Origin of the sequence: Micromonospora sp. WMMD754 (assembly GCF_049315235.1) — a bacterium.
GTDB lineage: Bacteria > Actinomycetota > Actinomycetes > Mycobacteriales > Micromonosporaceae > Micromonospora > Micromonospora sediminicola.
The window spans coordinates 2,430,556-2,454,061 of record NZ_CP186058.1 but is presented as its reverse complement, the minus strand read 5'-3'; the positions used below and the strand labels follow the sequence as shown (position 1 = coordinate 2,454,061).

General features: G+C 74.1%; 23 protein-coding genes. 7 read left to right on the top strand and 16 right to left on the bottom strand.

Features of this window, described 5'->3' with window-relative positions:
* Window positions 1-13: 13 nt before the first annotated feature.
* A complete protein-coding gene (locus ACN27B_RS11920) occupies window positions 14-589 on the bottom strand; it encodes a TetR family transcriptional regulator (protein ID WP_091583544.1) in 576 nt (191 codons plus the stop codon).
* A 219-nt stretch (window positions 590-808) separates the two neighbouring features.
* Between ACN27B_RS11920 and ACN27B_RS11915 the strand changes: the two genes are divergently transcribed.
* Complete coding sequence (locus ACN27B_RS11915) at window positions 809-2,125, top strand: D-arabinono-1,4-lactone oxidase (protein ID WP_422744943.1); 1,317 nt, start codon at window positions 809-811, stop codon at window positions 2,123-2,125.
* A 107-nt stretch (window positions 2,126-2,232) separates the two neighbouring features.
* Window positions 2,233-3,159 carry a DUF559 domain-containing protein gene (locus ACN27B_RS11910; protein WP_422744941.1) on the top strand — a complete coding sequence of 309 codons (927 nt, stop codon included), beginning with the start codon at window positions 2,233-2,235 and terminating at the stop codon, window positions 3,157-3,159.
* A 46-nt stretch (window positions 3,160-3,205) separates the two neighbouring features.
* Here ACN27B_RS11910 and topA read toward each other — a convergent pair whose 3' ends face one another.
* From topA to ACN27B_RS11880, 6 genes are all read right to left on the bottom strand, one after another.
* Window positions 3,206-6,010, bottom strand: coding sequence for a type I DNA topoisomerase (gene topA / locus ACN27B_RS11905; protein ID WP_396820854.1), 2,805 nt, complete (start codon window positions 6,008-6,010; stop codon window positions 3,206-3,208).
* Between the two features lie 313 nt (window positions 6,011-6,323).
* Entirely contained in the window at window positions 6,324-6,932 is a 609-nt protein-coding gene (locus tag ACN27B_RS11900) for a hypothetical protein (protein ID WP_099162870.1), read from the bottom strand.
* A complete protein-coding gene (locus tag ACN27B_RS11895) occupies window positions 6,923-7,462 on the bottom strand; it encodes a hypothetical protein (protein ID WP_099162871.1) in 540 nt (179 codons plus the stop codon). Before ACN27B_RS11895 ends, ACN27B_RS11900 begins: the two co-directional genes overlap by 10 nt.
* A 114-nt stretch (window positions 7,463-7,576) precedes the next feature.
* On the bottom strand, window positions 7,577-9,925 hold the full coding sequence (locus tag ACN27B_RS11890) for a sodium-translocating pyrophosphatase (RefSeq protein ID WP_091583561.1): 2,349 nt from the start codon (window positions 9,923-9,925) through the stop codon (window positions 7,577-7,579).
* 293 nt (window positions 9,926-10,218) lie between these two features.
* Window positions 10,219-10,656, bottom strand: coding sequence for an ATP-binding protein (locus ACN27B_RS11885; protein ID WP_422744938.1), 438 nt, complete (start codon window positions 10,654-10,656; stop codon window positions 10,219-10,221).
* On the bottom strand, window positions 10,656-11,006 hold the full coding sequence (locus ACN27B_RS11880) for an STAS domain-containing protein (protein WP_396754047.1): 351 nt from the start codon (window positions 11,004-11,006) through the stop codon (window positions 10,656-10,658). Before ACN27B_RS11880 ends, ACN27B_RS11885 begins: the two co-directional genes overlap by 1 nt.
* A gap of 136 nt (window positions 11,007-11,142) precedes the next feature.
* On the opposite strand from ACN27B_RS11880, the gene ACN27B_RS11875 reads away from it, so the two are divergent.
* The 3 genes from ACN27B_RS11875 (at window position 11,143) to ACN27B_RS11865 (ending at window position 14,905) form a co-directional block, all read left to right on the top strand.
* Entirely contained in the window at window positions 11,143-13,638 is a 2,496-nt protein-coding gene (locus ACN27B_RS11875) for a DEAD/DEAH box helicase (RefSeq protein WP_422744936.1), read from the top strand.
* A 224-nt stretch (window positions 13,639-13,862) separates the two neighbouring features.
* The gene (locus tag ACN27B_RS11870) at window positions 13,863-14,069 is read left to right on the top strand and encodes a hypothetical protein (RefSeq protein ID WP_099162875.1); all 207 of its coding nucleotides are present in this window, start codon (window positions 13,863-13,865) and stop codon (window positions 14,067-14,069) included.
* A 257-nt stretch (window positions 14,070-14,326) separates the two neighbouring features.
* The gene (locus ACN27B_RS11865; RefSeq protein ID WP_099162876.1) at window positions 14,327-14,905 is read left to right on the top strand and encodes a hypothetical protein; all 579 of its coding nucleotides are present in this window, start codon (window positions 14,327-14,329) and stop codon (window positions 14,903-14,905) included.
* A gap of 58 nt (window positions 14,906-14,963) precedes the next feature.
* Here the strand turns inward: ACN27B_RS11865 and ACN27B_RS11860 are convergent, their stop codons facing one another.
* From ACN27B_RS11860 to ssd, 7 genes are all read right to left on the bottom strand, one after another.
* Window positions 14,964-15,356, bottom strand: coding sequence for an Rv3654c family TadE-like protein (locus ACN27B_RS11860; RefSeq protein ID WP_422744934.1), 393 nt, complete (start codon window positions 15,354-15,356; stop codon window positions 14,964-14,966).
* Complete coding sequence (locus tag ACN27B_RS11855; RefSeq protein WP_422744932.1) at window positions 15,353-15,733, bottom strand: TadE family type IV pilus minor pilin; 381 nt, start codon at window positions 15,731-15,733, stop codon at window positions 15,353-15,355. Before ACN27B_RS11855 ends, ACN27B_RS11860 begins: the two co-directional genes overlap by 4 nt.
* A gap of 71 nt (window positions 15,734-15,804) precedes the next feature.
* Window positions 15,805-15,972 carry a DUF4244 domain-containing protein gene (locus tag ACN27B_RS11850; protein ID WP_091062778.1) on the bottom strand — a complete coding sequence of 56 codons (168 nt, stop codon included), beginning with the start codon at window positions 15,970-15,972 and terminating at the stop codon, window positions 15,805-15,807.
* 23 nt (window positions 15,973-15,995) lie between these two features.
* Window positions 15,996-16,724 carry a type II secretion system F family protein gene (locus ACN27B_RS11845; protein WP_422745930.1) on the bottom strand — a complete coding sequence of 243 codons (729 nt, stop codon included), beginning with the start codon at window positions 16,722-16,724 and terminating at the stop codon, window positions 15,996-15,998.
* Window positions 16,724-17,671 (bottom strand): hypothetical protein, encoded by a 948-nt coding sequence (locus tag ACN27B_RS11840; RefSeq protein ID WP_422744930.1) that lies wholly within the window; start codon window positions 17,669-17,671, stop codon window positions 16,724-16,726. Before ACN27B_RS11840 ends, ACN27B_RS11845 begins: the two co-directional genes overlap by 1 nt.
* Window positions 17,668-18,870: a TadA family conjugal transfer-associated ATPase gene (locus ACN27B_RS11835; protein WP_422744928.1), complete on the bottom strand. Its 1,203-nt coding sequence runs from the start codon at window positions 18,868-18,870 to the stop codon at window positions 17,668-17,670. The genes ACN27B_RS11840 and ACN27B_RS11835 overlap by 4 nt, the downstream gene beginning before the upstream one ends.
* Window positions 18,867-19,970 (bottom strand): septum site-determining protein Ssd, encoded by a 1,104-nt coding sequence (gene ssd, locus ACN27B_RS11830; RefSeq protein WP_099164811.1) that lies wholly within the window; start codon window positions 19,968-19,970, stop codon window positions 18,867-18,869. The genes ACN27B_RS11835 and ssd overlap by 4 nt, the downstream gene beginning before the upstream one ends.
* A 320-nt stretch (window positions 19,971-20,290) precedes the next feature.
* Between ssd and ACN27B_RS11825 the strand changes: the two genes are divergently transcribed.
* Window positions 20,291-20,986, top strand: coding sequence for a hypothetical protein (locus ACN27B_RS11825; protein WP_099162881.1), 696 nt, complete (start codon window positions 20,291-20,293; stop codon window positions 20,984-20,986).
* Window positions 20,987-21,042: 56 nt separating this feature from the next.
* On the opposite strand, the gene ACN27B_RS11820 is transcribed toward ACN27B_RS11825, so the two are convergent.
* Complete coding sequence (locus ACN27B_RS11820; protein ID WP_422744926.1) at window positions 21,043-21,399, bottom strand: DoxX family protein; 357 nt, start codon at window positions 21,397-21,399, stop codon at window positions 21,043-21,045.
* A 460-nt stretch (window positions 21,400-21,859) separates the two neighbouring features.
* Here ACN27B_RS11820 and ACN27B_RS11815 point away from each other — a divergent pair, with 460 nt between their 5' ends.
* Entirely contained in the window at window positions 21,860-22,666 is an 807-nt protein-coding gene (locus tag ACN27B_RS11815; RefSeq protein WP_099162897.1) for an HAD family hydrolase, read from the top strand.
* 18 nt (window positions 22,667-22,684) lie between these two features.
* Here ACN27B_RS11815 and ACN27B_RS11810 read toward each other — a convergent pair whose 3' ends face one another.
* A complete protein-coding gene (locus ACN27B_RS11810) occupies window positions 22,685-23,431 on the bottom strand; it encodes an oxidoreductase (RefSeq protein ID WP_099162898.1) in 747 nt (248 codons plus the stop codon).
* Window positions 23,432-23,506 lie beyond the last annotated feature (75 nt).

Below are 23,506 nucleotides of genomic sequence, written 5' to 3'. Positions count from 1 at the left end.
CTCGGCGTGCCGCTCAACCCTGGTGGACGACCCCCGTCGGGGCGTCGACCTGCCGGTGCAGGTATTCCCGGATGAGCGCCTTCGCCTCGACCAGCACCCGCTCGTCGCCGTCGGTGCGCCGGCGGAACGCCAGCTTGATCAGGGCGTCCGCGGCCTCCACCGCGACCTCCAGGTGGAACCGCAGGTCGGGCACGCCGGCCAGACCGAACCGTTCGGTGAGCACGCGGGCGAGCTGCTCCGCGATGACGCCGTTGTTGTCCCGCTGGTCGTCCAGCAGGTGCAGGTCGACCACGTCGCCGAAGTGCAGGGTACGGAAGCCGGGGACGGTGCGGTGCATCGAGATGTACTCGTCGATCGCCGCGTCGACGCCGTCCCACCAGTGGGTCAGGTCGTCCGAGGCGAACCGCTCGTCGAGCCGCTGGAGGTAGGACTCCATGGTGCGCAGCGTCAACGCCTGCACGATCGCCCGCTTGTCCGGAAAGAACTGGTAGACCGACCCGATCGCCACCTCGGCACGCTCGGCGAGCAGGGTCGTGGTCAGCCCCTCGTACCCCACCTCGTCGACGAGCTCGGCGCAGGCGTCCAGCATCCGCTGGACCCGCGCGACACTTCGACCCTGCACCGGTACCCGACGCAGCGGCCCGGTCGTGGCGGCTGGTGTGGACACTCGGCGCCACCCCCCTTCGACGGATGAACATATCTGCACGTCACGAGTCTGTGACTACCGGTACAACGAGCCGGGCTCGATTGCGGTATTTACCAGGCACAACGTTCCTGATATGAATTCAGTTCATATTCATGTCGAGGAGTGGCCGTCATGACCGGTACCCCCGTCGCCTGGTCCAACTGGGCCGGCAACCAGCACAGCACGGCGCTCCTCACCGCGCGTCCCCGGACGGTCGACGACGTCGCCGAGGCGGTCCGCCAGGCCGGCGCCGCCGGCCGGACGGTCCGGGCGATCGGCAGCGGTCACTCCTTCACCGCCGCCGCCGTGGCCGACGGTCACCGGCTCGACCTCGCCGACCTGGAGACCGACGTCACCGTCGACGTGGCGCGCCGCCTGGTCACCGTACCGGCCGGGATGACGCTGCACACCCTCAACGAACTGCTCGCCGGGCACGGGCTGGCGATGCCCAACCTCGGCGACATCGACGCCCAGACCATCGCCGGCGCGCTCTCCACCGGCACCCACGGCACCGGCGGCAGGCTCGGTTGCCTCTCCACCTTCGTGACCGCGCTGACGCTGGTCACCGGCACCGGTGAGGTGCTGCGCTGCTCGGCCGAGGAACACCGCGACGTGTTCGACGCCGCCCGGGTCGGGCTCGGCGCGGTCGGCGTGCTGGTCGAGGTCACGCTGCGCTGCGTGGACGCCTTCGTGCTGCGCGCGCACGAGCGGCCGGCCCCGCTCGCCGAGGTGCTCGACGACCTCCCGGGCCTGCACGAGCGGCACGACCACGCCGAGTTCTACTGGTTCCCCTACACCGACCGGGTGCAGGTCAAGGCAAACGACCGGGTACCCGCCGACGACCGGCCGCTGCCCCGCTGGCGCGGCTGGCTGGACGACGAGTTCCTGTCCAACACCGTCTTCGCCGGCGCCTGCCGGCTCGGCCGCGCCGTGCCCGCCCTCGCGCCCCGGATCAGCGCCGTCTCCGCCCGCGCGCTCACCGAACGCACCTACACCGGCCGCTCCGACCACGTCTTCTGCACCCCGCGCCGGGTCCGCTTCGTGGAGATGGAGTACGGGCTGCCCCGCGACGCGCTGCCCACCGCGCTGACCGAGCTGCGCCGGATCGTGGACCGGATGCCGTTCAAGGTGCTGTTCCCGGTCGAGGTGCGGTTCACCGCCGCCGACGACATCTGGCTGTCCCACTCCTTCGGCCGGGACTCCGCGTACATCGCCGTGCACCAGTACGTGGGGATGCCGTACGAGCCGTACTTCCGCGCGTTCGAGCAGGTGGCGACCGAGCTGGGTGGGCGACCGCACTGGGGCAAGCTGCACTGGCGGAACGCGGAGTCCCTGGCCACCGCCTACCCGAGGTTCACCGACTTCCAGTCCGTCCGCACCCGCCTGGACCCGAACAACGTCTTCACAAACCCCTACCTCCGCCAGGTCCTCGGCTCCTGACCAGATCTTGGTACGAGGGCGCCCCTTGAGGGGCGTTCCCATACCAAGATCTCGACGGCTGTCCACAGGGACAGCAGTGACGACGGGACAGGGGGTGGGATACGTGTGTGGAGTGGCCGGGGGATGAGGCGGACGAGTTGAGCTGGTTGCTGTTCCATCAGGAACGGGTGCTCGAAGCGACGCAGGCTCGACGGTTCCTGTCCGAGAAGGCGATTCGGCACCGGCTCGGCAGCGGGCGCTGGCGGCAGGTGCACCGGCGCGTCTACGTCACCCACAACGGGCCGGTGGGTCCGAGAGAGCGGCATTGGGTGGCGGTGCTCGCGGCGGGACCGGCCGCGACGCTGGGTGGACTCACCGCAGCACAGGCGTGGGGGCTACGGCGCTACCAGAGCCGGCTGGTGCATCTTCTGCTGCCCGCCCGGCACCAGACGAGAACCCTGCCGCCAGGTGTTCGGGTCCACCGCACCACCGCACTGCCGCCGTCGGACGTGCTGGACGTCGGCAAGCCCCGCCGGACCATGCCGGCCCGCTCGCTCGTCGACGCGGCCCAGTGGGCGGCGACCGACGAGGAGGCACGGGCCGTCATCGCGGCAGGCTTCCAGCAACGCCTGGTCTGGGGCGACGACCTGCATCGGGTGCTGGAACGGCTCCCTCGCGCACGGCGGCGTCGGCTGATCCTGGCGACCGCCACGGACGCGGCCGGCGGTGCCCATTCCCTCGCCGAACTCGACTTCCTCGATCTCGTCCGGCGCGCCGGTCTACCCGAACCGTCCCTCCAGGTCGTCCGGCGTGACGCCACCGGGCGGCGGCGCTACCTGGACGTCTGGTTCGAGCGGTGGCGGGTGCACGTGGAGATCGACGGTGGGCAGCACCTCGACCCGAAGAGCGCCTGGGCGGACATGCAGCGGCAGAACGACGTCTGGGCCACCGGTGACCGGGTACTCCGCTTCCCCGCCTGGGCCGTCCGCAACGACCCCACCCGCGTGCTCACCCAATTACGTGCCGCCCTGCGATCCGCAGGCTGGCCCGGCTGAGATCTTGGTACGGACCCGCCCCTCCAGGGGCGCCCCCGTACCAAGGTCACTCCTTCGGGGTGGAGGTCGCCTTTTTGGGGGCGGCCTTTTTCGCGGGGGTTTTCTTGGCGGCTGTGGTCTTCTTCGCCGCCGCCGTGGTCTTCTTCGCCGCGGTGGTCTTCTTGGCGGGGGCGGCCTTCTTCGCCGCCTTCTTCTTCGGGGCCGGACCCTTCGCCCGCTTCTCGGCGAGCATCTCCGACGCCTGCTCCAGCGTCAGCTCCTCCGGCGTCTGCCCGCGCCGCAACGACGCGTTGAACTCGCCGTCGGTCACGTACGGCCCGAAGCGCCCGTCCTTGATCACCAGCGGCTTCTCGGTCAGCGGGTCGGCGCCCATCTCCCGCAGCGGCGGCGCGGCGGCGCGACGACCACGCGTCTTCGGGGCGGCGAGCAGGGCCAGCGCCTCGTCGAGGGTGACCGTGAACATCTTGTCCTCGGACTCCAGCGAGCGGAACTCCTCGCCCCGCTTCACGTACGGGCCGTAGCGACCGTTGTTGGCGAAGACCTCCACGCCGTCCGGGGCCACGCCGACCAGCCGGGGCAGGCTGAGCAGCTGCAACGCCTGGTCGAGGGTGAGGCTGTCCGGCGACTGCGAGCGCAGCAGCGACGACTTGCGCTCGCCGCTGGCCACGTACGGGCCGAACCGGCCGGACTTGAGCAGGATCGGCTCACCGGTCGACGGGTCGTCGCCGAGCTTGCGCTCACCGCCGCCGCCGAGGAACAGCTCGTGCACCTTCTCCGGGGTCAGCTCGTCGGGCGCCAGGCCCTCCGGGATCGGCGCCCGGTCGCCCTGCGAACCGCCCTCCTCGCCCTCACCGGCGGGCGTGACCTGCTCGCCGCCCGGCAGTTCGCGCTGGAGGTACGGCCCGTACCGGCCGACCCGGACGACGACCTCGCGGCCCTCGTCGTCGGTGAACAGCGGGATGGAGTTGACGCTGCGCGCGTCGATCTCGCTGAGGTTCTCGGTGACCAGCTTCTTCAGCCCGCCGGCGTGCGCGATGGCCTGGTCGCCGGTGCCGTTGGCGCTGCCGAAGTAGAAGGAGGTGAGGAAGTCGACGGCGGCGTGGTCGCCGCCGGCGATCTCGTCCAGTTCGTTCTCCATGCTGGCGGTGAAGTCGTAGTCGATCAGGCGCGGGTAGTGCCGCTCCATCAGCCCGATCACCGCGAACGCCAGGAACGACGGGATCATGGCCTGGCCGCGCTTCACCACGTATCCGCGGTCCTGGATGGTCTGCATGATCGACGCGTAGGTGGACGGGCGGCCGATGCCCAGCTCCTCCAGCGCCTTGACCAGCGACGCCTCCGTGTAACGCGAGGGCGGCTGGGTGTGGTGGCCCTGCGCGGCCAGCTCGTCGGCGGTCAGCGGCTGGTCCTTGACCAGCGTGGGCAGCCGCCGCTCGGCGTCCTCCGCCTCGGCGTTCTCGTCGTCGCTCGACTCGACGTACGCGCGCAGGAAGCCCGGGTCGGTGATCGTCTTGCCGGTGGCGCCGAAGTCGGCCTCCTCCTGGGCGGAGGAGACGGCCCGGATGCGCACCGAGACACTGGAGCCGACCGCGTCGGTCATCTGCGAGGCGATGGTGCGCCGCCAGATCAGCTCGTAGAGCTTGAACTCCTCGGCGGACAGCTCCTTGGCCACGTCGCCCGGGGTGCGGAAGTTGTCCCCCGCCGGGCGGATCGCCTCGTGCGCCTCCTGGGCGTTCTTCACCTTGCCGGTGTACCGGCGCGGCTCCGGCGGCACGCTGCGCTCGCCGTACAGCTCGACGATCTGCCGGCGGGCCGCCGTGATGGCGGTCTCCGACAGGTTCACCGAGTCGGTACGCATGTAGGTGATGTAGCCGTTCTCGTACAGGCGCTGCGCGGTGCGCATCGTCTGCTGCGACGAGAACCGCAGCTTGCGGGCCGCCTCCTGCTGGAGCGTGGAGGTGATGAACGGCGCGTACGGGCGGCGACGGTAGGGCTTCTCCTCGACCCGGGTGACCGTGAACGGCCGGTCCGCGAGGCGGGCGGCCAGCCCTCGGGCCCCGCTCTCGTCGAGGTGCACGACGCCGGCGCCGGCGCGGACGCGGCCCGTGGTCGGCTCGAAGTCCTTGCCGGTGGCGATCCGGTCGCCGTTCAGCGCGACCAGGGTGGCGTTGAAGGTACGCGGCCCCTCGCCCGGCTTCGCCACCGCCAGGGTGGCCAGGATGTCCCAGTATTCGGCGGTGCGGAACGCCATCCGCTGGCGCTCCCGTTCGACCACGATCCGGGTCGCCACGGACTGCACCCGGCCCGCCGAGAGCTTCGGCATGACCTTCTTCCACAGCACGGGGGAGACCTCGTAGCCGTAGAGCCGGTCCAGGATCCGCCGCGCCTCCTGGGCATCCACCAGGTCGCGGTCGATCTCCCGGGGGTTCGCCACCGCGGCCTGGATGGCCGGCTTGGTGATCTCGTGGAAGACCATCCGCTTGACCGGCACCTTGGGCTTGAGCGTCTCCACCAGGTGCCAGGCGATCGCCTCGCCCTCGCGGTCCTCATCCGTGGCCAGGAAGATCTCGTCGACCTCCTTGGCCAGCTTCACCAGCTTGCTGATCTGCTGCTTGCGGTCGGCGGAGACCACGTAGAGCGCGTGGAAGCCGTTGTCGACGTCGACGCCGAGCCGGGCCCAGGGCTCACCCTTGTACTTGGCCGGCACGTCGGCGGCGTTGCGGGGCAGGTCCCGGACGTGGCCGAAGCTGGCCTCCACGACGTACCCCGGGCCGAGGTAGCCCGAGATCGTCTTGGCCTTCGCCGGTGACTCGACGATGACCAGACGGGTGGTTCCAGCGTTGCTCGGCACGTCTCTCCCCGACCTCACTCCTACGCCATGCCCGCTTCGGGCCGTGTTTCGCCCCTCCGGACCGCCGGCGGTCCGGATGTCCAACGTAACGCGCCGTCCGCGTCCCGGGTTTCGTGGGCGGCAAACGGGCCGCCTCCCCCGGCGCCCCGGCCGCACCCTGCCGGACGGCGCCACCGTACACCGTGGGTAGGGCACCGGGCGGGTCACTGTGACGATCGCGCACCCCCGGCGGAGGGGGCACCGGTCGTTTTCCGGCCCAAACCACCGCCGGGCATGTCCGGGATCGGACAGCCGGTGGGGTTGCGCCGGTGGATCAGCCGTGCGGGCCCGGCCACTCGGCCGCCGGCGCGGCCGGCGGACGCTCCCCGACCAGCTCCGCGAGCCGGTTCACCCGGCGTCCCCCGATCCGGTAGGCGGGCCCGCCCTCGCCCGGTTCGACGAACGCGGCCGGCAGCCCGACCGCCGCCAGCGCCGCCCGCACCGACGGCCAGCACGGCTCGTCGTCCGGGCCGAGCCGGAGCCGGAACCCGGCCGGTTCGGCCGTCCCGGCCGCCGCCGCCCAGAGCCGCAGCCGCCGCCCGTCCAGGTGGAACCGGGCCGGCGGCCGCTTCGCCGCACCGCGCAGCCAGGCCCGCGCGAGCGGCGCCAGCGTGGTCGAGTACGCGGTGCGCACCCGGTGCCGGCCGTCCCCGGTCGGCTCCCAGCTCGCCGGCACGCCCCGCGCGCCCAGCTCGGCCACCAGCACATGCACCCGCCAGGCGGCGTCCACCACCACGGAGATCCGGGCGGTGCCGCCCATCCGCACCACCTCGCCCGGCCCGGCGAGCAGGCCGGCGAGATCCGCCAGCGCGGGGTCGGCCGCCTCGGTGGAGAAGAGCGAGGGCTGGCGGGCCGGGTTCGGGGTGGGAGGGGTCAGCGACACTCCGGGACCTCGTCGAAGGCCTCTTTCAGTTCGGGCGAGTTGAGCTTGCTGGTGTCCAGCGCGCTCGCGTCGTACTCCTTGTTCAGGGTGTCCACGGCGGCGCGCACGCCGTCGTAGAACGGACCGGCCTGGGCGGTGTCGAGCCCGTCGATGGTGTCCCGGGCCCGCCCGTACGCGTCCCGCATCTTGCTCAGCGAGCCGCGGAACCCGGCCGACACCTCGTCGCCGTGTTCGACCTCCGGCACGCCCGCCTCCTCGACCTTGCGCCGGGCCGTCTCGCTGGCCTCTGCGGCGCCGGCGAACAGCCGGACCAGGTTCTCCCTGGCCTGCGCCGGCGTGGTCTGCGCGGTCATCTGCTGCTGGGTGCTGCTGGTGAGCTTGGAGATCTCCGCCCGCCAGGGGGTGAGCGCCTGGCAGACCGACGCCGCCCAGGCGCGCGGGCTGGGACCACCGCACCCGGCGACGACGAGAACCAGCGTGGCCAGGACCACCGTGAGCTTTCCGGCGGTTGCCGCCCGGCGCGTACGCATGCGTTGCAGCGTACGACCTCCGGGAGGAACCGCCACCGGTCAGGTTTCGTGCACGGGACCGCCGGACGGCACGGTTCCCGGCCGGCCGGGGCCGACCGGGAACCGTCGTGTCACTCAGGCGTTGACCGTCTCCGGCCGCTGGTCCGGGGTGCCCGCACCGCTGTCGGAGTTGTCCATGGCGACACCCTTGCGCTTGCTGAACACCACCGCCGCGGCGATGATCAGCGCGGCCACCACGGCGATCGTGATGCGCAGCGCGGGGTTCTTGTCCTCGCCCACGCTCCAGGCCACCACGGCCGGGGCGATCAGCAGCGAGACCAGGTTCATCACCTTGATCAGCGGGTTGATCGCCGGACCGGCGGTGTCCTTGAACGGGTCGCCGACGGTGTCGCCGATGACCGTGGCGGCGTGCGCCTCGGAGCCCTTGCCGCCGTACGCGCCGTCCTCGACCAGCTTCTTGCCGTTGTCCCAGGCGCCACCGGAGTTGGCCAGGAAGACCGCCATCAGCGTGCCCGCGCCGATGGCGCCGGCCAGGTAGGAGGCCAGCGCGCCCGGGCCGAGGCCGAAGCCGACCGCGATCGGGGCCAGGATGGCCAGCAGGCCGGGGGTCATCAGCTCGCGCTGCGCGTCCCGGGTGCAGATGTCCACGACCTTGCCGTACTCGGGCCGCTGGGTGCGGTCCATGATGCCGGGCAGCTCGCGGAACTGCCGCCGTACCTCCATCACCACGGCGCCGGCCGAGCGGGACACCGCGTTGATGGCCAGGCCGGAGAAGAGGAAGACCACCGCGGCGCCGATGATGAGGCCGACCAGGTTGCGCGGGTTGGCCACGTTCAGCGCGTTGAGGATCTCGGTGCCGACGTCGCCCACACCCGCGTCCGCGTACGAGGTCCGCAGGGTGTCGGTGTAGGAGCCGAACAGCGCGGTCGCGGCCAGCACCGCGGTGGCGATCGCGATGCCCTTGGTGATCGCCTTGGTGGTGTTGCCGACCGCGTCCAGCTCGGTCAGCGTCCGCGCGCCGTGCTCGTCGATGTCGCCGGACATCTCGGCCACGCCCTGCGCGTTGTCGGAGATCGGGCCGAACGTGTCCATGGCGACGATGACGCCGACGGTGGTGAGCAGGCCGGTGCCGGCCAGCGCGACCGCGAACAGCGAGAGCGTGATGGAGCTGCCGCCGAGCAGGAACGCGCCGAACACGCCGGCGCCGATGAGCAGCGCGGAGTAGACCGCCGACTCCAGGCCGATGCTGATGCCGGCGAGGATGACGGTGGCCGCGCCGGTCTGCGAGCTCTTGCCGATGTCCTGCACCGGGCGCCGGTTGGTCTCGGTGAAGTAGCCGGTCAGCGCCTGGATCGCGGCGGCCAGCACGATGCCGATCACGACCGCGCCGATGGCCACCAGCCGCGGGTTGCGGTCGACGTCGGTCAGCCCGCCCTCCAGCTCGCCGAACGTCGCCGGCAGGTACGCGAACGCGGCGATCGCCACCAGCACCGCGGAGATCACCGCGGAGAGGTAGAAGGCCCGGTTGATCGCGGTCAGGCCGTTGCGGTCGCTGGTGCGCAGCCGGGTGATGAAGACGCCGACGATCGCGACCAGCACGCCGATGGTGGAGATGATCAGCGGGAAGACCAGGCCGTCCTCGCCGAACGCGGCGCGGCCCAGGATCAGCGCGGCGACCAGCGTGACCGCGTACGACTCGAACAGGTCGGCGGCCATGCCGGCGCAGTCGCCGACGTTGTCGCCCACGTTGTCGGCGATGGTGGCGGCGTTGCGCGGGTCGTCCTCCGGGATGCCCTGCTCGACCTTGCCGACCAGGTCGGCGCCGACGTCGGCGGCCTTGGTGAAGATGCCGCCGCCGACCCGCATGAACATGGCCAGCAGCGCGGCGCCGAAGCCGAAGCCCTCCAGCACGGTGGGGGCGTCTCCCCGGAACAGGATGACGACCAGCGCCGCGCCGAACAGGCCGAGGCCGACGGTGAGGAAGCCGACCACGCCGCCGGTGCGGAACGCGATCTTCATGGCGCCCTCGCGCCCGCCTTCGCGCTCCCGGGCGGCCGCGGCGACCCGCAGGTTGGCCCGGGTGGCCAGCCACATGCCGGCGCCGCCGATGAACGCGCTGAACAGCGCACCCACCACGAAGAACGCCGACCGGCCGATCTTCACCAGGGTCTCGTTGCCGTCGGTGTCGTGCACCGGCAGCAGGAAGAGCAGCACGACGGCGATCACCACGAAGATCGCCAGGGTGCGGAACTGCCGCAGCAGGTACGCGGACGCGCCCTCCTGCACCGCCCCGGAGATCTCCTGCATGTTGGTGGTTCCCGTACCGGCCGCCAGGACCGCCCTGGTGAGGGCGGCCGCGAAGACGAGCGCCACCAGCGCGATGACCGCGGCGATGACGACGTACGTCACGTTGGCTCCGGTAAGGGACAGGGCGCCGCCGTCGGCGGCCAAGGTCCCGGACATCTATGTCCTCCTGTACCGAACACTCGCGCCGGCTCGTGGAGACGCACGGGCCGACGCCTGGATGCGAACTCGCCAGCGCGCGCCATCCACCCGTTTCCGCTGGCTGCGGGCAGCGATCACTTGCTGACAACCCGGGTACTGTAGCCCTCCGGCGTGGTGAGGGTCACACCGAGGGGGCACCGTGTCTCGATGATCTTCGTAACTGTGTTATGCGAGGAAATCTGATATATAGGGCGGTCGACACGACGAGGCCGCGCTCCCCGACGGGGAACGCGGCCTGCGATCGGACAGGGTCAGGGGCGGCCGGCCGGCCAGGCCATCCGGACCTCGGTGCCGACACCGTCGTCGACCGGGCGGACCTGGAGGTCCTCCACGAAACCGGCGAGCAGGGCGAAGCCCACCCCGGTGGTGAGCGCGTCCTCGCTGAGCGACTCCTTCGCCAGCTCGTCCGGGCCGAGCGCGGCCAGCCCGAGGCCCGCCTCGATCGGGGCCCGGTCCACCACCCGCACCGAGTAGCCGCCGCCGTCGGACATCTCCACGTAGACCGGCTCGGCCAGCCCGTACTGCCGGTGCAGCGCCACCGCCCGGGTGCACGCCTCACCGATGGCCAGGCGCACCTCGTCGAGCAGGTCCTCGCGCACGCCGGCCCGCCGGGCCACCGCGACGCCGACCAGACGGGCGGTGCGCACGTGCACCGGGGCCGGGGAGAAGGACAGCTTGACGGTGGCCATCACGCGCCGGTGGTGTCGGCGGCGATGGCCGCGTCGACCGTCGGGTGCAACGGGAAGACCTGGTCCAGTGCGGTGATCCGGAAAATCTTGAGCAGCGGCTCCTTGTCGCAGACCAGGGCGAACGAGCCGCCGGCCGCGCGCAGCCGCTTCAACGCGCCGACCAGCACGCCGAGCCCGGTCGAGTCGAGGAAGTCGACCCGACCCAGGTCCACCACGACGCGGCGGGCCCCGCCGTCGATCAGCTCCAGGAGTCGTTCACGCAGGCGGGGGGCGGTGTAGACATCCACCTCACCGCCGACCTCGAGCACCGTGTGCTCCCCCACGGTGCGGGTCGCCAGCGACAGCTCCATCGGCCCCTCCTCGGTAAACTCTCCTGGGCATCTAACCATCCCCGCCGTGCGACCCCCTCGGGTCACCGGTCAAGGCCCTCCCCATACCCCCACCCTGCGGTTCCCAATTCCGAACACCAGTGCGAGAGTGCAGGACGTGACCGACGACAGGCCCGGCCCCCGGCGCGCGCCGGCCGAGCTGCTGCACCGGTTGCGGCTGCGGCACGCCGCCGATCCGGTCACCCATGTCGAGCGGGTCCCGGCCCGCGCGGGCGAGCCGGTCCCGTGGCCCGGCTGGGCACCCGAGGACCTGCGGGCGGCGTTCGCGCGCCGCGGCGTCGCCGCCCCGTGGCGGCACCAGGCCGAGGCCGCCGAGCTGGCGTACGCGGGCCAGCACGTCGTGGTGGCCACCGGCACGGCGTCCGGCAAGTCCCTGGCCTACCAGCTGCCGGCGCTCGGCACGCTGCTCGCCGACCCGCGCGCCACCGTGCTCTACCTGGCCCCCACCAAGGCGCTCGCCGCCGACCAGCTGCGCGCCGTCGCCGGCCTGGAGCTGGACGGGGTACGCCCGGCCACCTACGACGGGGACACGCCACGCGCCGAACGGGAGTGGATCCGCCGGCACGCCCGCTTCGTGCTGACCAACCCGGACATGCTGCACCACGGCATCCTGCCCGGGCACGCGCACTGGTCCGGCTTCCTGCGCCGGCTCGCGTACGTGGTGGTCGACGAGTGCCACACCTACCGGGGCGTCTTCGGCTCACACGTCGCCCACGTGCTGCGGCGGTTGCGCCGGCAGTGCGCCCGCTTCGGGCGTACCCCCGTCTTCTTGCTGGCCTCGGCCACGTCGGGTGACCCGGCGACGGCGGCCGGGCGGCTCACCGGCCTGCCCGTCACCGCCGTCACCGAGGACACCTCGCCGCGCGGCGGGGTGACGTTCGCGCTCTGGGAGCCGCCGCTGCTGCCGCCCACCGACGCGTCCGTCGACGCCGACCTCGTCCAGGTCCGGCGCTCCGCGTTGCGGGAGACCGCCGACCTGCTCGCCGACAGCGTGGTCGAGGGGGTACGCACGCTCGCGTTCGTCCGGTCCCGCCGGGGCGCCGAGGTGGTCGCCGCGAACGCGCGCCGGGCGCTCGACGAGGCGGTGCCCGGGCTGGGTGGCCGGGTGGCCGCCTACCGGGCCGGCTACCTGCGCGAGGAACGCCGGGAGCTGGAACGGGCGCTGCTGCACGGCGACCTGCTCGGCCTCGCCTCCACCAACGCGCTCGAACTCGGCGTCGACCTGGTCGGGCTGGACGCGGTGCTGATCTGCGGCTGGCCGGGCACCCGGGCGTCGCTCTGGCAGCAGGCCGGCCGGGCCGGGCGCTCCGGGGACGAGGCCCTGGCGGTGCTGGTGGCCCGGGACGACCCGCTCGACACCTACCTGGTGCACCACCCGGAGGCGTTGTTCGGGCGGCCGGTCGAGGCGACGGTGCTCGACCCGGCCAACCCGTACGTGCTCGCGCCGCAGCTCGCCTGCGCCGCGCACGAGGCCCCGCTCACCCCGGCCGACCTGGACCTGTTCGGCGAGGGCGCGAAGGAGGCGGTGGACTCGCTGGTCGAGGCGGGGGCGCTGCGGCAGCGGCCCACCGGCTGGTACTGGCGGCATCGGGAACGCCCCGAGGTCGACCTGCGCGGCGAGGGCGGCGCCCCGGTCTGCGTGGTGGAGGAGTCCACCGGCCGGCTGCTCGGCACCGTCGACGGCGGGTCCGCGCACTTCCTGCTCCACACCGGCGCCGTCTACCTGCACCAGGGCGTCTCCTACGTGGTCGACTCCCTCGACCTGGCCGACGGGTGCGCGCTCGTGCACGCCGAGGAGCCCGACTGGTCCACCCACGCCCGCGACGTCACCTCGCTGTCAGTGGTCTCGGTCCGCTCGTACGTCGACGCCGGCCCGGTCGGGCTGTTCCTCGGCGAGGTGGACGTGACCAGCCAGGTGGTGTCGTACCAGCGGCGGCGCATCGCCACCGGTGAGGTGATCGACACCCGCCCGCTGGACCTGCCCGCGCGGGAGCTGCGCACCGTCGCGGTCTGGTTCACACTCTCCCCCGGGTCGCTGGCCGCCGCCGGTGTGGAGGCGGCGGACGTACCGGGCGCGCTGCACGCCGCCGAGCACGCCGCGATCGGCCTGCTGCCGCTGATGGCGACCTGCGACCGGTGGGACATCGGCGGCCTCTCCACGGCGCTGCACCCGGACACCGAGGCGCCGACCGTCTTCGTCTACGACGGCCACCCGGGTGGGGCGGGTTTCGCCGAGCGGGCCTACGGGACGGCCGCCGCCTGGCTGCGCGCCACCCGGGACGCGATCGTCGAGTGCGGGTGCGAGACCGGCTGCCCATCCTGCGTCCAGTCCCCGAAGTGCGGCAACGGCAACAACCCGCTGGCCAAGCCGGAGGCGGTCAAGGTTCTCGACGTGGTGCTCGCCAACCTCGCCACGGCCGGCGCGGGCCGGCCCGGGGGCGACGGTCCGGGCGAGGCCCGGCCGGGGGGTGACGGTCCGGGCGCGGGCCGGCCGGGGGGTGACGGTCCGGGCGCGGGCCGGAGCGGAACGCTGCCGCGGCAGGGCGAACGGACGGTTCTCCCCTCACCCACCGGGTCCGGCGCTTCGGACTGACCGGCCTCACCGGCCGCCACCTCGGGGAAGTGGCGACATCGACTGGCCGCCGACCCCGCCACATCGCCGAGCCGGTGTGGATCATGCGAGTGCCGTACCGAAGTCTGGTGGGTGGGACGCGTGCATGAGCGTGGCAGCCTCGGGGCATTGATGCATGGGAGCGCTTCCATGCATCATTTCGGTAGCGCCGAGGAAACCAGACCCGTCCCGCCGGAGGTGCCGCCGTGGCCGACACGATCGCCGAGACCGTCGAGCTGCTCTACACCATCGACCAGGAGAACCTCACCCCGGACCAGCAGATCGCGCTGGGCACGGCGCTGGCGAACCTGGCCCAGGCCGAGCGGCTGGAACAGATCAACGAACGCCTGCGCGGCATCCACCAGGTGCTGAACAGCTGGGCCATGAAGGCCACGGTCGACGGCGGACGCTGACCGCGCGTTGTGGTCACCCACCCCATCACCTGCCGGTTCGCCACGGTGGTGGGGTCCACACCGCTCGACCGCGTGGCCGGACCGGTCGCGGGGGGAGGGCGAACGGCCCACCCCGCCGAGCCGGACCGGCCCGGGCGCGACAGGCGCCAGCCCGGCGCGGACGGGCATCGACCCGGCGCGGGCGGGCGCGTCGACGTGCGGGCGGGCGGTGGTCGCGACGCTGTGCGAGACTCCGGCGACCCCTCGAAGGAGATCAGATGTCGCTCGACAACCTGCAGGCCCAGCACCGGTTCATCGTCCGTCAGCGGATCCGGATGATGGTCAACCAGTACGAGGTGCACGCCGTGGCACCGGACGGCTCCGAGGGCGGGCTGCTCGCGTTCGCGCAGCAGAAGCGGCTCGCCTTCAAAGAGCAGGTGACCATCTACACCGACGACACCAAGCAGTACCCCCTCCTCGGCTTCAAGGCCCGCCAGCGGCTCGACCTCGGCGCCACCTACGACGTGACCGATCACGCCGGCACCCCCATCGGCCTGTTCCGCAAGGACTTCGCCCAGTCGCTGCTGCGCTCCACCTGGCACGTCGAGCAGCCCGGACTGCCGGCGGCGACCGGGCAGGAGCGCAGCCTGCCGGTCGCGCTGCTGCGCCGCTTCGTCGACTCGCTCTCCTGGCTGCCCTACCACTTCGACTTCCTGGCCGGCGGTCAGCCGGTGTTCTCGGTCGACAAGAAGTGGGGCCTGCGCGACCGGTACGTCGTCGACATCCAGCACCCGCAGATCGACCGTCGGCTGGTCATCGCCATGGCGGTCGGCCTGGACGCCCTCCAGTCCCGCTGATCCTCCGCCCCGGTCGGCGGCGCGGCACCACCACACGCGCCGCCGGCCGGGCCGGTTCTCACCCGTCGACGGCCCGGACCGGGCCGGCCCGCGACGTGGCCGCGGCGACGCGGGCCATCCCGGGCAGGGGCACCACCCGCACCTGAGCCGTGACGATCAGGTCGAGCCCGTCGACCCGGCACGCGGCCAGTCGGCCGCCGTTGGCCGAGACCAGCACGGCAGCCCGCGCACAGGCGGCGTCGACGCCGTCGAGCACCCGGACGGCCCCCGCGAGCGCGCCGAAGTCGGCCGCGACGCGAGCCTGGTGACGCGCGCACCGGGCGGCGCCGAGCCCGGCCCCGAACAGCCCGACGAGGACGAACACCAGACCGATCGCGAGCAGGCACACCGTCGCGCCGCCCCGCTCGGCCGACGCGTGTCGGGTCGGAGACGACGACCTTCCCGGCCTCACGACACGGGCCCGGGCGTGCCGGGTTCCACGGCGGCCACCGCGACACCCGACACGGTCAGCCCGGGCAGTCGCGCGCCGAACGTCCGGACCGGCGCCCGGACGGACGCGGTCACCTGGTCGCCGGCAACGCTCACCGTCACCGCCGCGCCGGCGGGGGCGTGACGGGCGCCGACGGTCGACCCCGACCCACCGCGCGCGGCGGCGAGCGCCGCCTCCCGGGCCGCGTCGAGACACGCCGCCCGGGTGGTGACCGCGTCGACCGCGCTGAGCCCGGCGACGAGAAGGAGCATCAACGCCGGCAGGCCGGCCGCCAGCTCGGCGGTGAACGATCCGCGCTCCCGCGAGCGCCGCCGACCGGCCGGGCCGGGACCCGGCACCGCGACGGCCAGCGGAGGCGTCGGAGCACCCGTACGCCGACCGGACCGCCGGCCGGCCCACCGGCGCCCGGTCACTTCAGGGCCCGGTCGATCACCGCGGTCAACGCGGACTGCACGTTTCCGGAGGTGAGCACCTTCAACAGGATCCCGGCGAAGGCGACCGCGGCGAGCGTGCCCACGGCGTACTCCGCGGTGTTCATGCCGGCGTCACCCCGCAGGCGGGCGAGGAGTCTGCGCATCTCGTACGTCCTTTCTCGATGGTTCAGAGCACGTCGCCGAGGACGGCGACGATCACCGGCACCAGACCGGCGAGAATGAAGGCGGGCAGGAAACACAGCCCCAGGGGCAGCACGATGAGCACACCCGCGCGCCGGGCCGCCGTCTCGGCGGCGACGGACCGCTCGGCCCGCAGGTCATCGGCGAGTCGGGTGAGCGCGCCGGCCAGCGCGGCGCCGCTGTTCGAGGAGCGGACCGCCGCCCGGACCAGGCTTTCCGCCCCGACGACGGTGCGCAGGTGCGCCCACGCCTCGGCGGCCGTACCGCCCAGGCCCATCGTGCGGCCCACCCGGCCCAGCCGGTCCGCGAGTGGCCCGCCGAGCGCCTCCGCCACCGCGAGCGCCGAGCGGTCGACCGGAGCGCCGGCGCGGAGCGCGGCGGCCAGCAGGTCGGCGGCGAGCGGCAGGTCGGCGATCTCGCGCAGGCGCCGCTCCCGCGCGGCACGGGGCTCGATCCGGCGCAGCAGACGGTCGGCGGCGACACCGGCCAGGAGCCCGGCGACCAGGCCCGCCCAGCCGCCGACGACGACGGACACGGCCGCCCCGCCCAGGATCGCGGCACGCCGGACCCGGTCCGGCCACCACGGCGGACGGGCCGCCACCTGAGCGGGTGCGAGCCGGCGCAGCCGCCGGACCGGCCGGACGACCGGCCCGGCCACGCCGAGGAGTGCCGCGGCGCCGACGAGGCAGACCACGGCGACCGCCTGCCGGGGCATCACGCCGCCCGCCCGGGCCCCGCGCCGAGCCGCTCCGCCCAGAGGAGCCCGCCGACCTGGAGAACGACGGCTGCCACGGCGCTGCCGCCGCCCACCGGGGTGTGCAGGAGCACCGCCACCGGGTCGACGCCGATGGCGTAGCCGAGACCGATCCCGCCGAGCGGCAGCGCGGCGAGCAGCCACGCCGTCGCCCGGGCGCCGGCCGCCTGGGCCGCCGCCGAAGCCAGACCCCGGTCAGCCGCGCGGGCATCGGCCTCGACGCGTTCGAGCAACTCGGCCAGGGGCGCACCGGTCCGGTCGGCCAGCCGCACCGCGGCCCGGGCGAGTCGGGCCGTACGCCCCTCACCGTCGTCGAGCACCCCGCCGACGGGCAGGCCGGCCCGCAGGTCGGCGGCGACCGCGCCGAGCCGGTCGAGGTCGCGGCGGTGCGCGAGGTCGGCCGCCCTGCGGGTACGCCGTCGCAACACCGCCCGGGCCGCGAGCGTGCCGTAGGCGGCCAGCACCAGTGCGGCCACCGGGCCGCCGAGCAGCATCCCGGTCCCGCCGCCGAGCAGCGCCGCCAGCGGCAACGCGTGCCGGGCGGGGAGCGCCGGACCGAACGGCCACCGGACGGGTGTCGGACCGGGGCCGGGTCCCGAAGCGTGCGGGTCCGGACCGGGGCCGGATCCCGACCCGTGCGGGTCCGGACCGGGGCCGGATCCCGACCCGTGCGGGTCCGGGCCGGGGTCGGATCCCGAAGCGTGCGGGTCGGTGGCCTGGCGGCGGCCTTGCGCGTCAGCAGCCCGGTCGACCACCGGTGGGGTGCGGCCGCCGGCCGGCGAAGGTCCGAGGCCGGGCGGCAGGCCGAGGATCGCGCGTCGCCGGATCCGGCCGGTGCGAGCCGGCCACGCGACGGTCGCCGCGGCGCCGGCCAGGAGCACGACCACCAGCCAGAGCCCGCCGGTCACGACGGGCCGGGCCAGGCGACGCGGAGGATCGGCGGCACGGACACGCCCCGCTCACGCAACAGGTTGCCGAGGGCCCGCGCGGCCAGGCCGAGACCCCGTCCCCGGGTCCAGGCCGGCACGACTGTCACCACCCGGTCCGCCCCCTCGGGCAGGAGCAGGCCGATCGAGTCGAGCACCCGACCCTCGCCGGTCCGGCGTACCTGGAGGACGACCTGCAGGGCGGCCGCGACCTGGGCGTGCAGCGCCACCCGTGGCAGCCCGCCGAGCATCCCGAGCGCCTCCAGTCGGGCCGGCACGTCCGCCGGGGCGTTGGCGTGCAACGTGCCCGCCCCGCCGTCGTGGCCGGTGTTCAACGCGGCCAGCAGGTCGACCACCTCGGCGCCCCGACACTCGCCGACCACCAGCCGGTCCGGTCGCATCCGGAGCGCCTGCCGGACCAGGTCGCCCAGCCCGACCGCCCCGACGCCCTCCACGTTGGTGGTGCGCGCCTGGAGCCCGATCACGTGCGGATGCACCGGTCGGAGCTCGGCGGCGTCCTCCACCAGCACGATCCGTTCGGTGCCGGGCACCAGCCCGAGCAGCGTGTTGAGCAGCGTGGTCTTGCCCGAGCCGGTGCCACCGCTGACCAGATACGCGAGCCGGGCGGCGACCACGGCGTCGAGCAGCGGCGCGACCGGACGCGGCACGGTGCCCCGGGCGACCAGTTCGTCAAGGGTGAACGGCCGCTGGCGGAAGGTGCGCAGCGAGAGGTAGGGGCCGTCCGTCGCCACCGGCGGCAGCACCGCGTGCAGCCGGGTGCCGTCGGGCAGCCGCGCGTCGGCGAAGGGCGAGGCGTCGTCCAGCCGGCGACCGGCGGCCGAGGTCAGCCGCTGCGCCAGCCGGCGTACGTCGTCGACGGTGCCGAGCGGCACGGCCACCTGGTGCAGCCCCCGCCCCCGGTCGACCCAGACCCGGACGCCGTTCACCAGCACGTCGGTGACCTCCGGGTCGGCCAGCAGCGGCGCCAGCGGGCCGGCGCCGACGAGGTCGTCGTGCACCCGGTCGGCGATCCGCAGCAGGCTGGTGTCGCCGAGCACACCGGCGGACGGCTCGGCGCGTACGGCGGAGACGACCGCGGCGGCGGTGACCGGAGCGTCCTCGGCGACGAACCGGTGCCGGACACGGACCGCCAGCTCCGCCGGGCGGGCGGGGCCGGTCACGCCGCACCCGCCTCGGACCGGCCGGTCAGCTCGTCGACGAGCCGCTGGCACAGCGCGGCGAGCGGGCCCTTGCCGGTGGCGCCCGGGGCCTCGCCCCGTTCCAGCCCTCGGCAGAGACCGGGCTCGGGCCGCAGCGTGCCGGCCAGGGGCAGACCGAGTGCGCGGGACACCTCGGCCGCGCGTAGCCGGCCCGGCGCCGGACCGCGCACGATCACCGCCAGGTCGGCGCAGTGCGGGGCCGCGGCGGCGGCCACCCGGGCCGCGGCGGCGGTGGCCCGCAGCTCCGCCGGGACCACGAGGAACGCGCGATCCGCGGCCTGGAGGGCGATCACGGCCGCGTCGTCCAGGTGCCGGGGCAGGTCGAGCACCACCACGTCGCGCCCGCGCCGGCCGGCGTCGACGGTGGCGGCCATCGCCTCGGCCGGCAGGTGCCGCAGGTCGCCCCGATCCCACGAGAGCACCACCAGATCTCCCCGGCTCGGTAGGGCGCGGACCAGTGACGGTGGGTCGACCCGACCGTCGGCGCCGGCCAGCTCGGGCCAACGCAGCCCGTCGAGCTGCTCCCACCCGAGCACCAGGTCGAGCCCACCGCCCAACGGGTCGGCGTCGACCAGAAGGGTGCGCAGCCGAGCCCGGGCGGCGCTGACGGCCAGCCCGCCGGCGAGCACGCTCGCCCCGGCCCCGCCACGCCCGCCCAGCACCGCCACCACCCGTCCTGGAGCCGCTCCGGCCGGCCCGACCGCGCACTCGGCGAGCCGGTCGACCAGCCACGGTTCCGCCGCGGGCAGGGTCGCCACGTGTTCGGCGCCGAGCAACTCGGCCAGCTCCGTACCCGGGTCGAGCTGCCCCGCGCGACCGACCAGGACCGTGCGGGGGCGGCGCGGGAGGCGCGCCCGCAGGCAGGCCACCGCCTGGTCGGCGCCGACCAGCACCAGCGGGGCCGGCGCCCAGCGCGCCCGCGCGGCGGCCGGGTCGGCCGCCAGCTCGACCTCGGTGCCGCCGGCGGCCGCGAGCCGCAGCAGTTCGTCGAGCAGGTCACCGTCGGCCGTCACGAGCAGGGGCAGGCGACGGTACGGCGGGAGCGGGGTGCGGGGCGGCATGGCGGCCTCCATCGGTCGGACTCGGACGTGCCGTGCAGGAGCCTGCCCACCAGGACGGGTCGGCGCCTCCCGCCGGCGCTCCCCTGTGGATGACGGAAGTGGTTGTGGACAGACCGCGCCGAACGAGTGGATCTGCTAAGGACGGGCGCGCGACCCGACGGCGGCGATCGTCCGAAAGCGCTGGCCGGGCGGTCGGTCCACCCGGGCCCACCGGACAGGGCGGGTGGCACCGCCAGCCATTGACGTCCGCCCTCGCCCGTCGCGCATAATCGGATCCCCCTGCCGCGACACGGACGGCACCGGCTCGTGGAATCGAGGCCATGACCGATCCACCGCACGGCACCGGAACCCCGCCCGCCCGGCGTCACGCCCGGGCAGCGCGGCCGGCCGACAGGGATGCCTGGCTGCGGGACCTGTCACCGGCCACGCGCGCCTCCGTGGCGGTCGGCATCGTGGTCGTGGTGCTGGCCGGGGCGCTCACCTACTTCGCCATGCCCCGCCGCCCCGACCTGCCCCCGCCGATCGGCGGCGAGGCGATCCTGGCGTCCCCGGAGCACCCCACGTCGGCGGCCGAGCTGCCGACCGACTCGTACTCGCCGGCGCCGGTGTCGCTCTCCACCCGCGCCGCGCTGCCGACCCGGCCGCCGGCACCGCCCCGCCGCACCACCCCGACCGGCCGCCCACCGGCGCCGAGGCCGTCGGTCACCAGCGCCCGGCCGCCCGCGCCCCGGCCCGGTGAACTCACCCCGCTCCCGGCGTCCCGCGAGTCCACGCTCCGCTCCAGCGGCGGCGGGCCGGAGACGTTCGTCGACTTCGTCAACGCCCGGACGGCGCCCGTCGTCGTGTACTGGCTCGACTACGACGGCCAACGCCGCCGGTACGCGGTGCTCCAGGCGGGGCAGACCCACCGGCAGCAGACGTACGTGGGGCATCCCTGGGTGGTGACCGACGAGCGCGGGCGGGCCCTGGTCTGCTTCGAACCCGCGCGGGAGACGCTGCGCGCCGTGGTCCGCTGACGACCGCCCGGGTCATCCGGTCGCGCTCAACCACCGTTGCCACCTGACGCGGCGGATCACCACGGGCCGCGGTGACCGAGGCCCAGGACCAGGGCAGCCACCGAGACGGCGAGGAACACGGCCGGTCCGACGAGTTGGCGGGAGCCCACCCGCAGGTGGGCGACGAACGCGCCGACGAAGTAGAGCACCAGACCGCCGGCGGCGAGCGTGCCCAGCAGCGGCACGGCGAACCCGGCCAGCAACCCCGACGAACCCGCCGCGAGCAGCGCGCCCAGCACCGGCGCCCACGAGTGGGGCAGGCGCTTCATGTCCAGCTGGGTCTTCGGGTACGGGTGGCCGGCCAGATAGGTCACGGCCGCGGAGCCGGTGAGGACGGCGGCGACGACGGTGACCGTGACATACGCGGCGAACATGGATGCCTCTCCCTGGTGTCGGCGGAACCGTGCACCCAGAGGTCGAGACAGCGCGCCACGATGTGACAGATCGGACCGGCGATCACAGCCGTCCGCCACTGCGGCCCGGCTTCGGAGTAACGGTGGCGGGAGGCGACAAGCGGTGCAGCCCGGAAAGGGACGACCCCCGTCGGGGGGAGACGGGGGTCGTCTGTGGTTCGGCTCCGGGGGGGTCGAGCCGAACCGACTCAGCGGTCACGGGGGGTGCAACCGCCGAGGGCCTGCGGCGACGGGACGTGAACTCCTGTCGTGAGGACAAGCATGCCGCAGCGGACCCTTATACGTCGAGTGGTGTTCACTCCACGCAAAGCTAATTCCCACCGCAACGGATGTGACCGCCGTCACTCCGGCGGGTGCACCTCGGTCTTCCTGACCCCGGCCGGGCGGCTCCACCGGGCCTGTCCGGCTAGACTTTCGCGCCGTGGGCCGCAGTGCCGCTTTCTTCGATCTCGACAAGACCGTCATCGCCAAGTCGAGCGCCCTGGCGTTCGGTCGGCCGTTCTACCGGGATGGGCTGATCACTCGGCGTGACGTGGTCAAGTCGGCGTACGCGCAGCTGATGTTCCGGCTGGGCGGCACCGACGAGCAGACCATGGCCCGGACCCGGGACTACCTGGCCACGCTCTGCAAGGGCTGGCCGGTGGAACAGGTCCGCCAGATCGTCGCGGAGACGCTGCACGAGCTGATCAACCCCTACGTGTACGCCGAGGCCGCCGCCCTGATCGAGGAGCACCAGGCGGCCGGGCGGGACGTGGTGCTGGTCTCCGCCTCGGGCGAGGAGATGGTCCGGCCGATCGGCGAACTGCTCGGGGTCACCGACGTGATCGCCACCCGGATGGCCGTGGTCGACGGCCGCTACAGCGGCGAGGTCGAGTTCTACGCGGCCGGGCCGAGCAAGGTCGAGGGCGTCAGCGAGCTGGCCCTGGAGCGTGACTACGACCTGAGCGACTCGTACGCGTACTCCGACTCGTACAGCGATCGGCCGTTGCTGGAGTGCGTGGGGCATCCGACGGTGGTCAACCCGGACCGGGCGCTGCGCAAGCTGGCGGTGGAGAACGCCTGGCCGGTGCTGGAGTTCCGGCACCCGATCCCGCTGGGCCGCCGGCTGCGCGAGCGACCGGCGGTGCCGGTCGCGGCGGCGGCGCTCGGCGTGGGCGTCGGGGTGGCCATCGGCATCGCCTGGTACGGCCGGCACCGCCGCACCCGCGCCGCCGCGCCCACCGCCTGAGGGCCGCCGGGCCGGAGGTCAGGACGCGGCGAGGATCTCGTCGCCGATGAGCGTGATCTGGTCCGCCCCGACCTCGACCGCCGTCATGTAGTGGCGCAGCCAGGAGCGCAGGCCGTCGGGGGTGCCGGTGGCGAACGCGCCGGCCGCGCCGACGTATTCCGGTTCCCGCTCGCGGTGCCCGACGTCCACCGCGACCAGCCCACGCGGGTCGAACCCGGTGGAGATCAGCACCAGGCGGGCGGCGGCCCGGGCCACCACGCCGGACGGGCCCGGGAACGGGCGCAGGTTGAGCAGTTCGCCGTGCACCACTGCGGCGAGCACCAGCGGCGGCACCTTCGTGCCCCCGGCCACCAGGCCGGAGAGGCCGTCGAGCCGGGCCGCCACCACGGGGTCGGCGACCGGGCGGCCCAGTTCCTCCTCGGTCAGCACGTCCCGGGCGGCGAGCACGTGCAGCCGGGCCAGCACCTGCCGGGGGGCCCTGGTCCAGAGGTCGCTCAGCCCGGGCAGCGCGCCGGCCACCCGCAGCGCGCCCTGGAGCACCGGGTCCGTGACCGTGCCGGCGCGTACCTCCTCGCGGTCGTGGTCGCGGCCCTCCAGCGCGGCGCTGGCCACTGCCGAACGGAGGCTGACCTCGGCGGCGACCTGCCCGCCCTGGCGGCGCAGCGCCCGGTGCCGGTGGGCCTGGTCGACCAGGTCGCGGGCCCGATCGACGGCGGGCGCGACGTCGGCGAGCGCGAGCAGCGGGGCGAGCGGATCGGTGGTCACATCGTCACGCTAGCGACCGCCGGGCCCCTCGTACGCCCGGGGTGTTAAGAGGGGACCCTTCCTCTACCGGAAGCG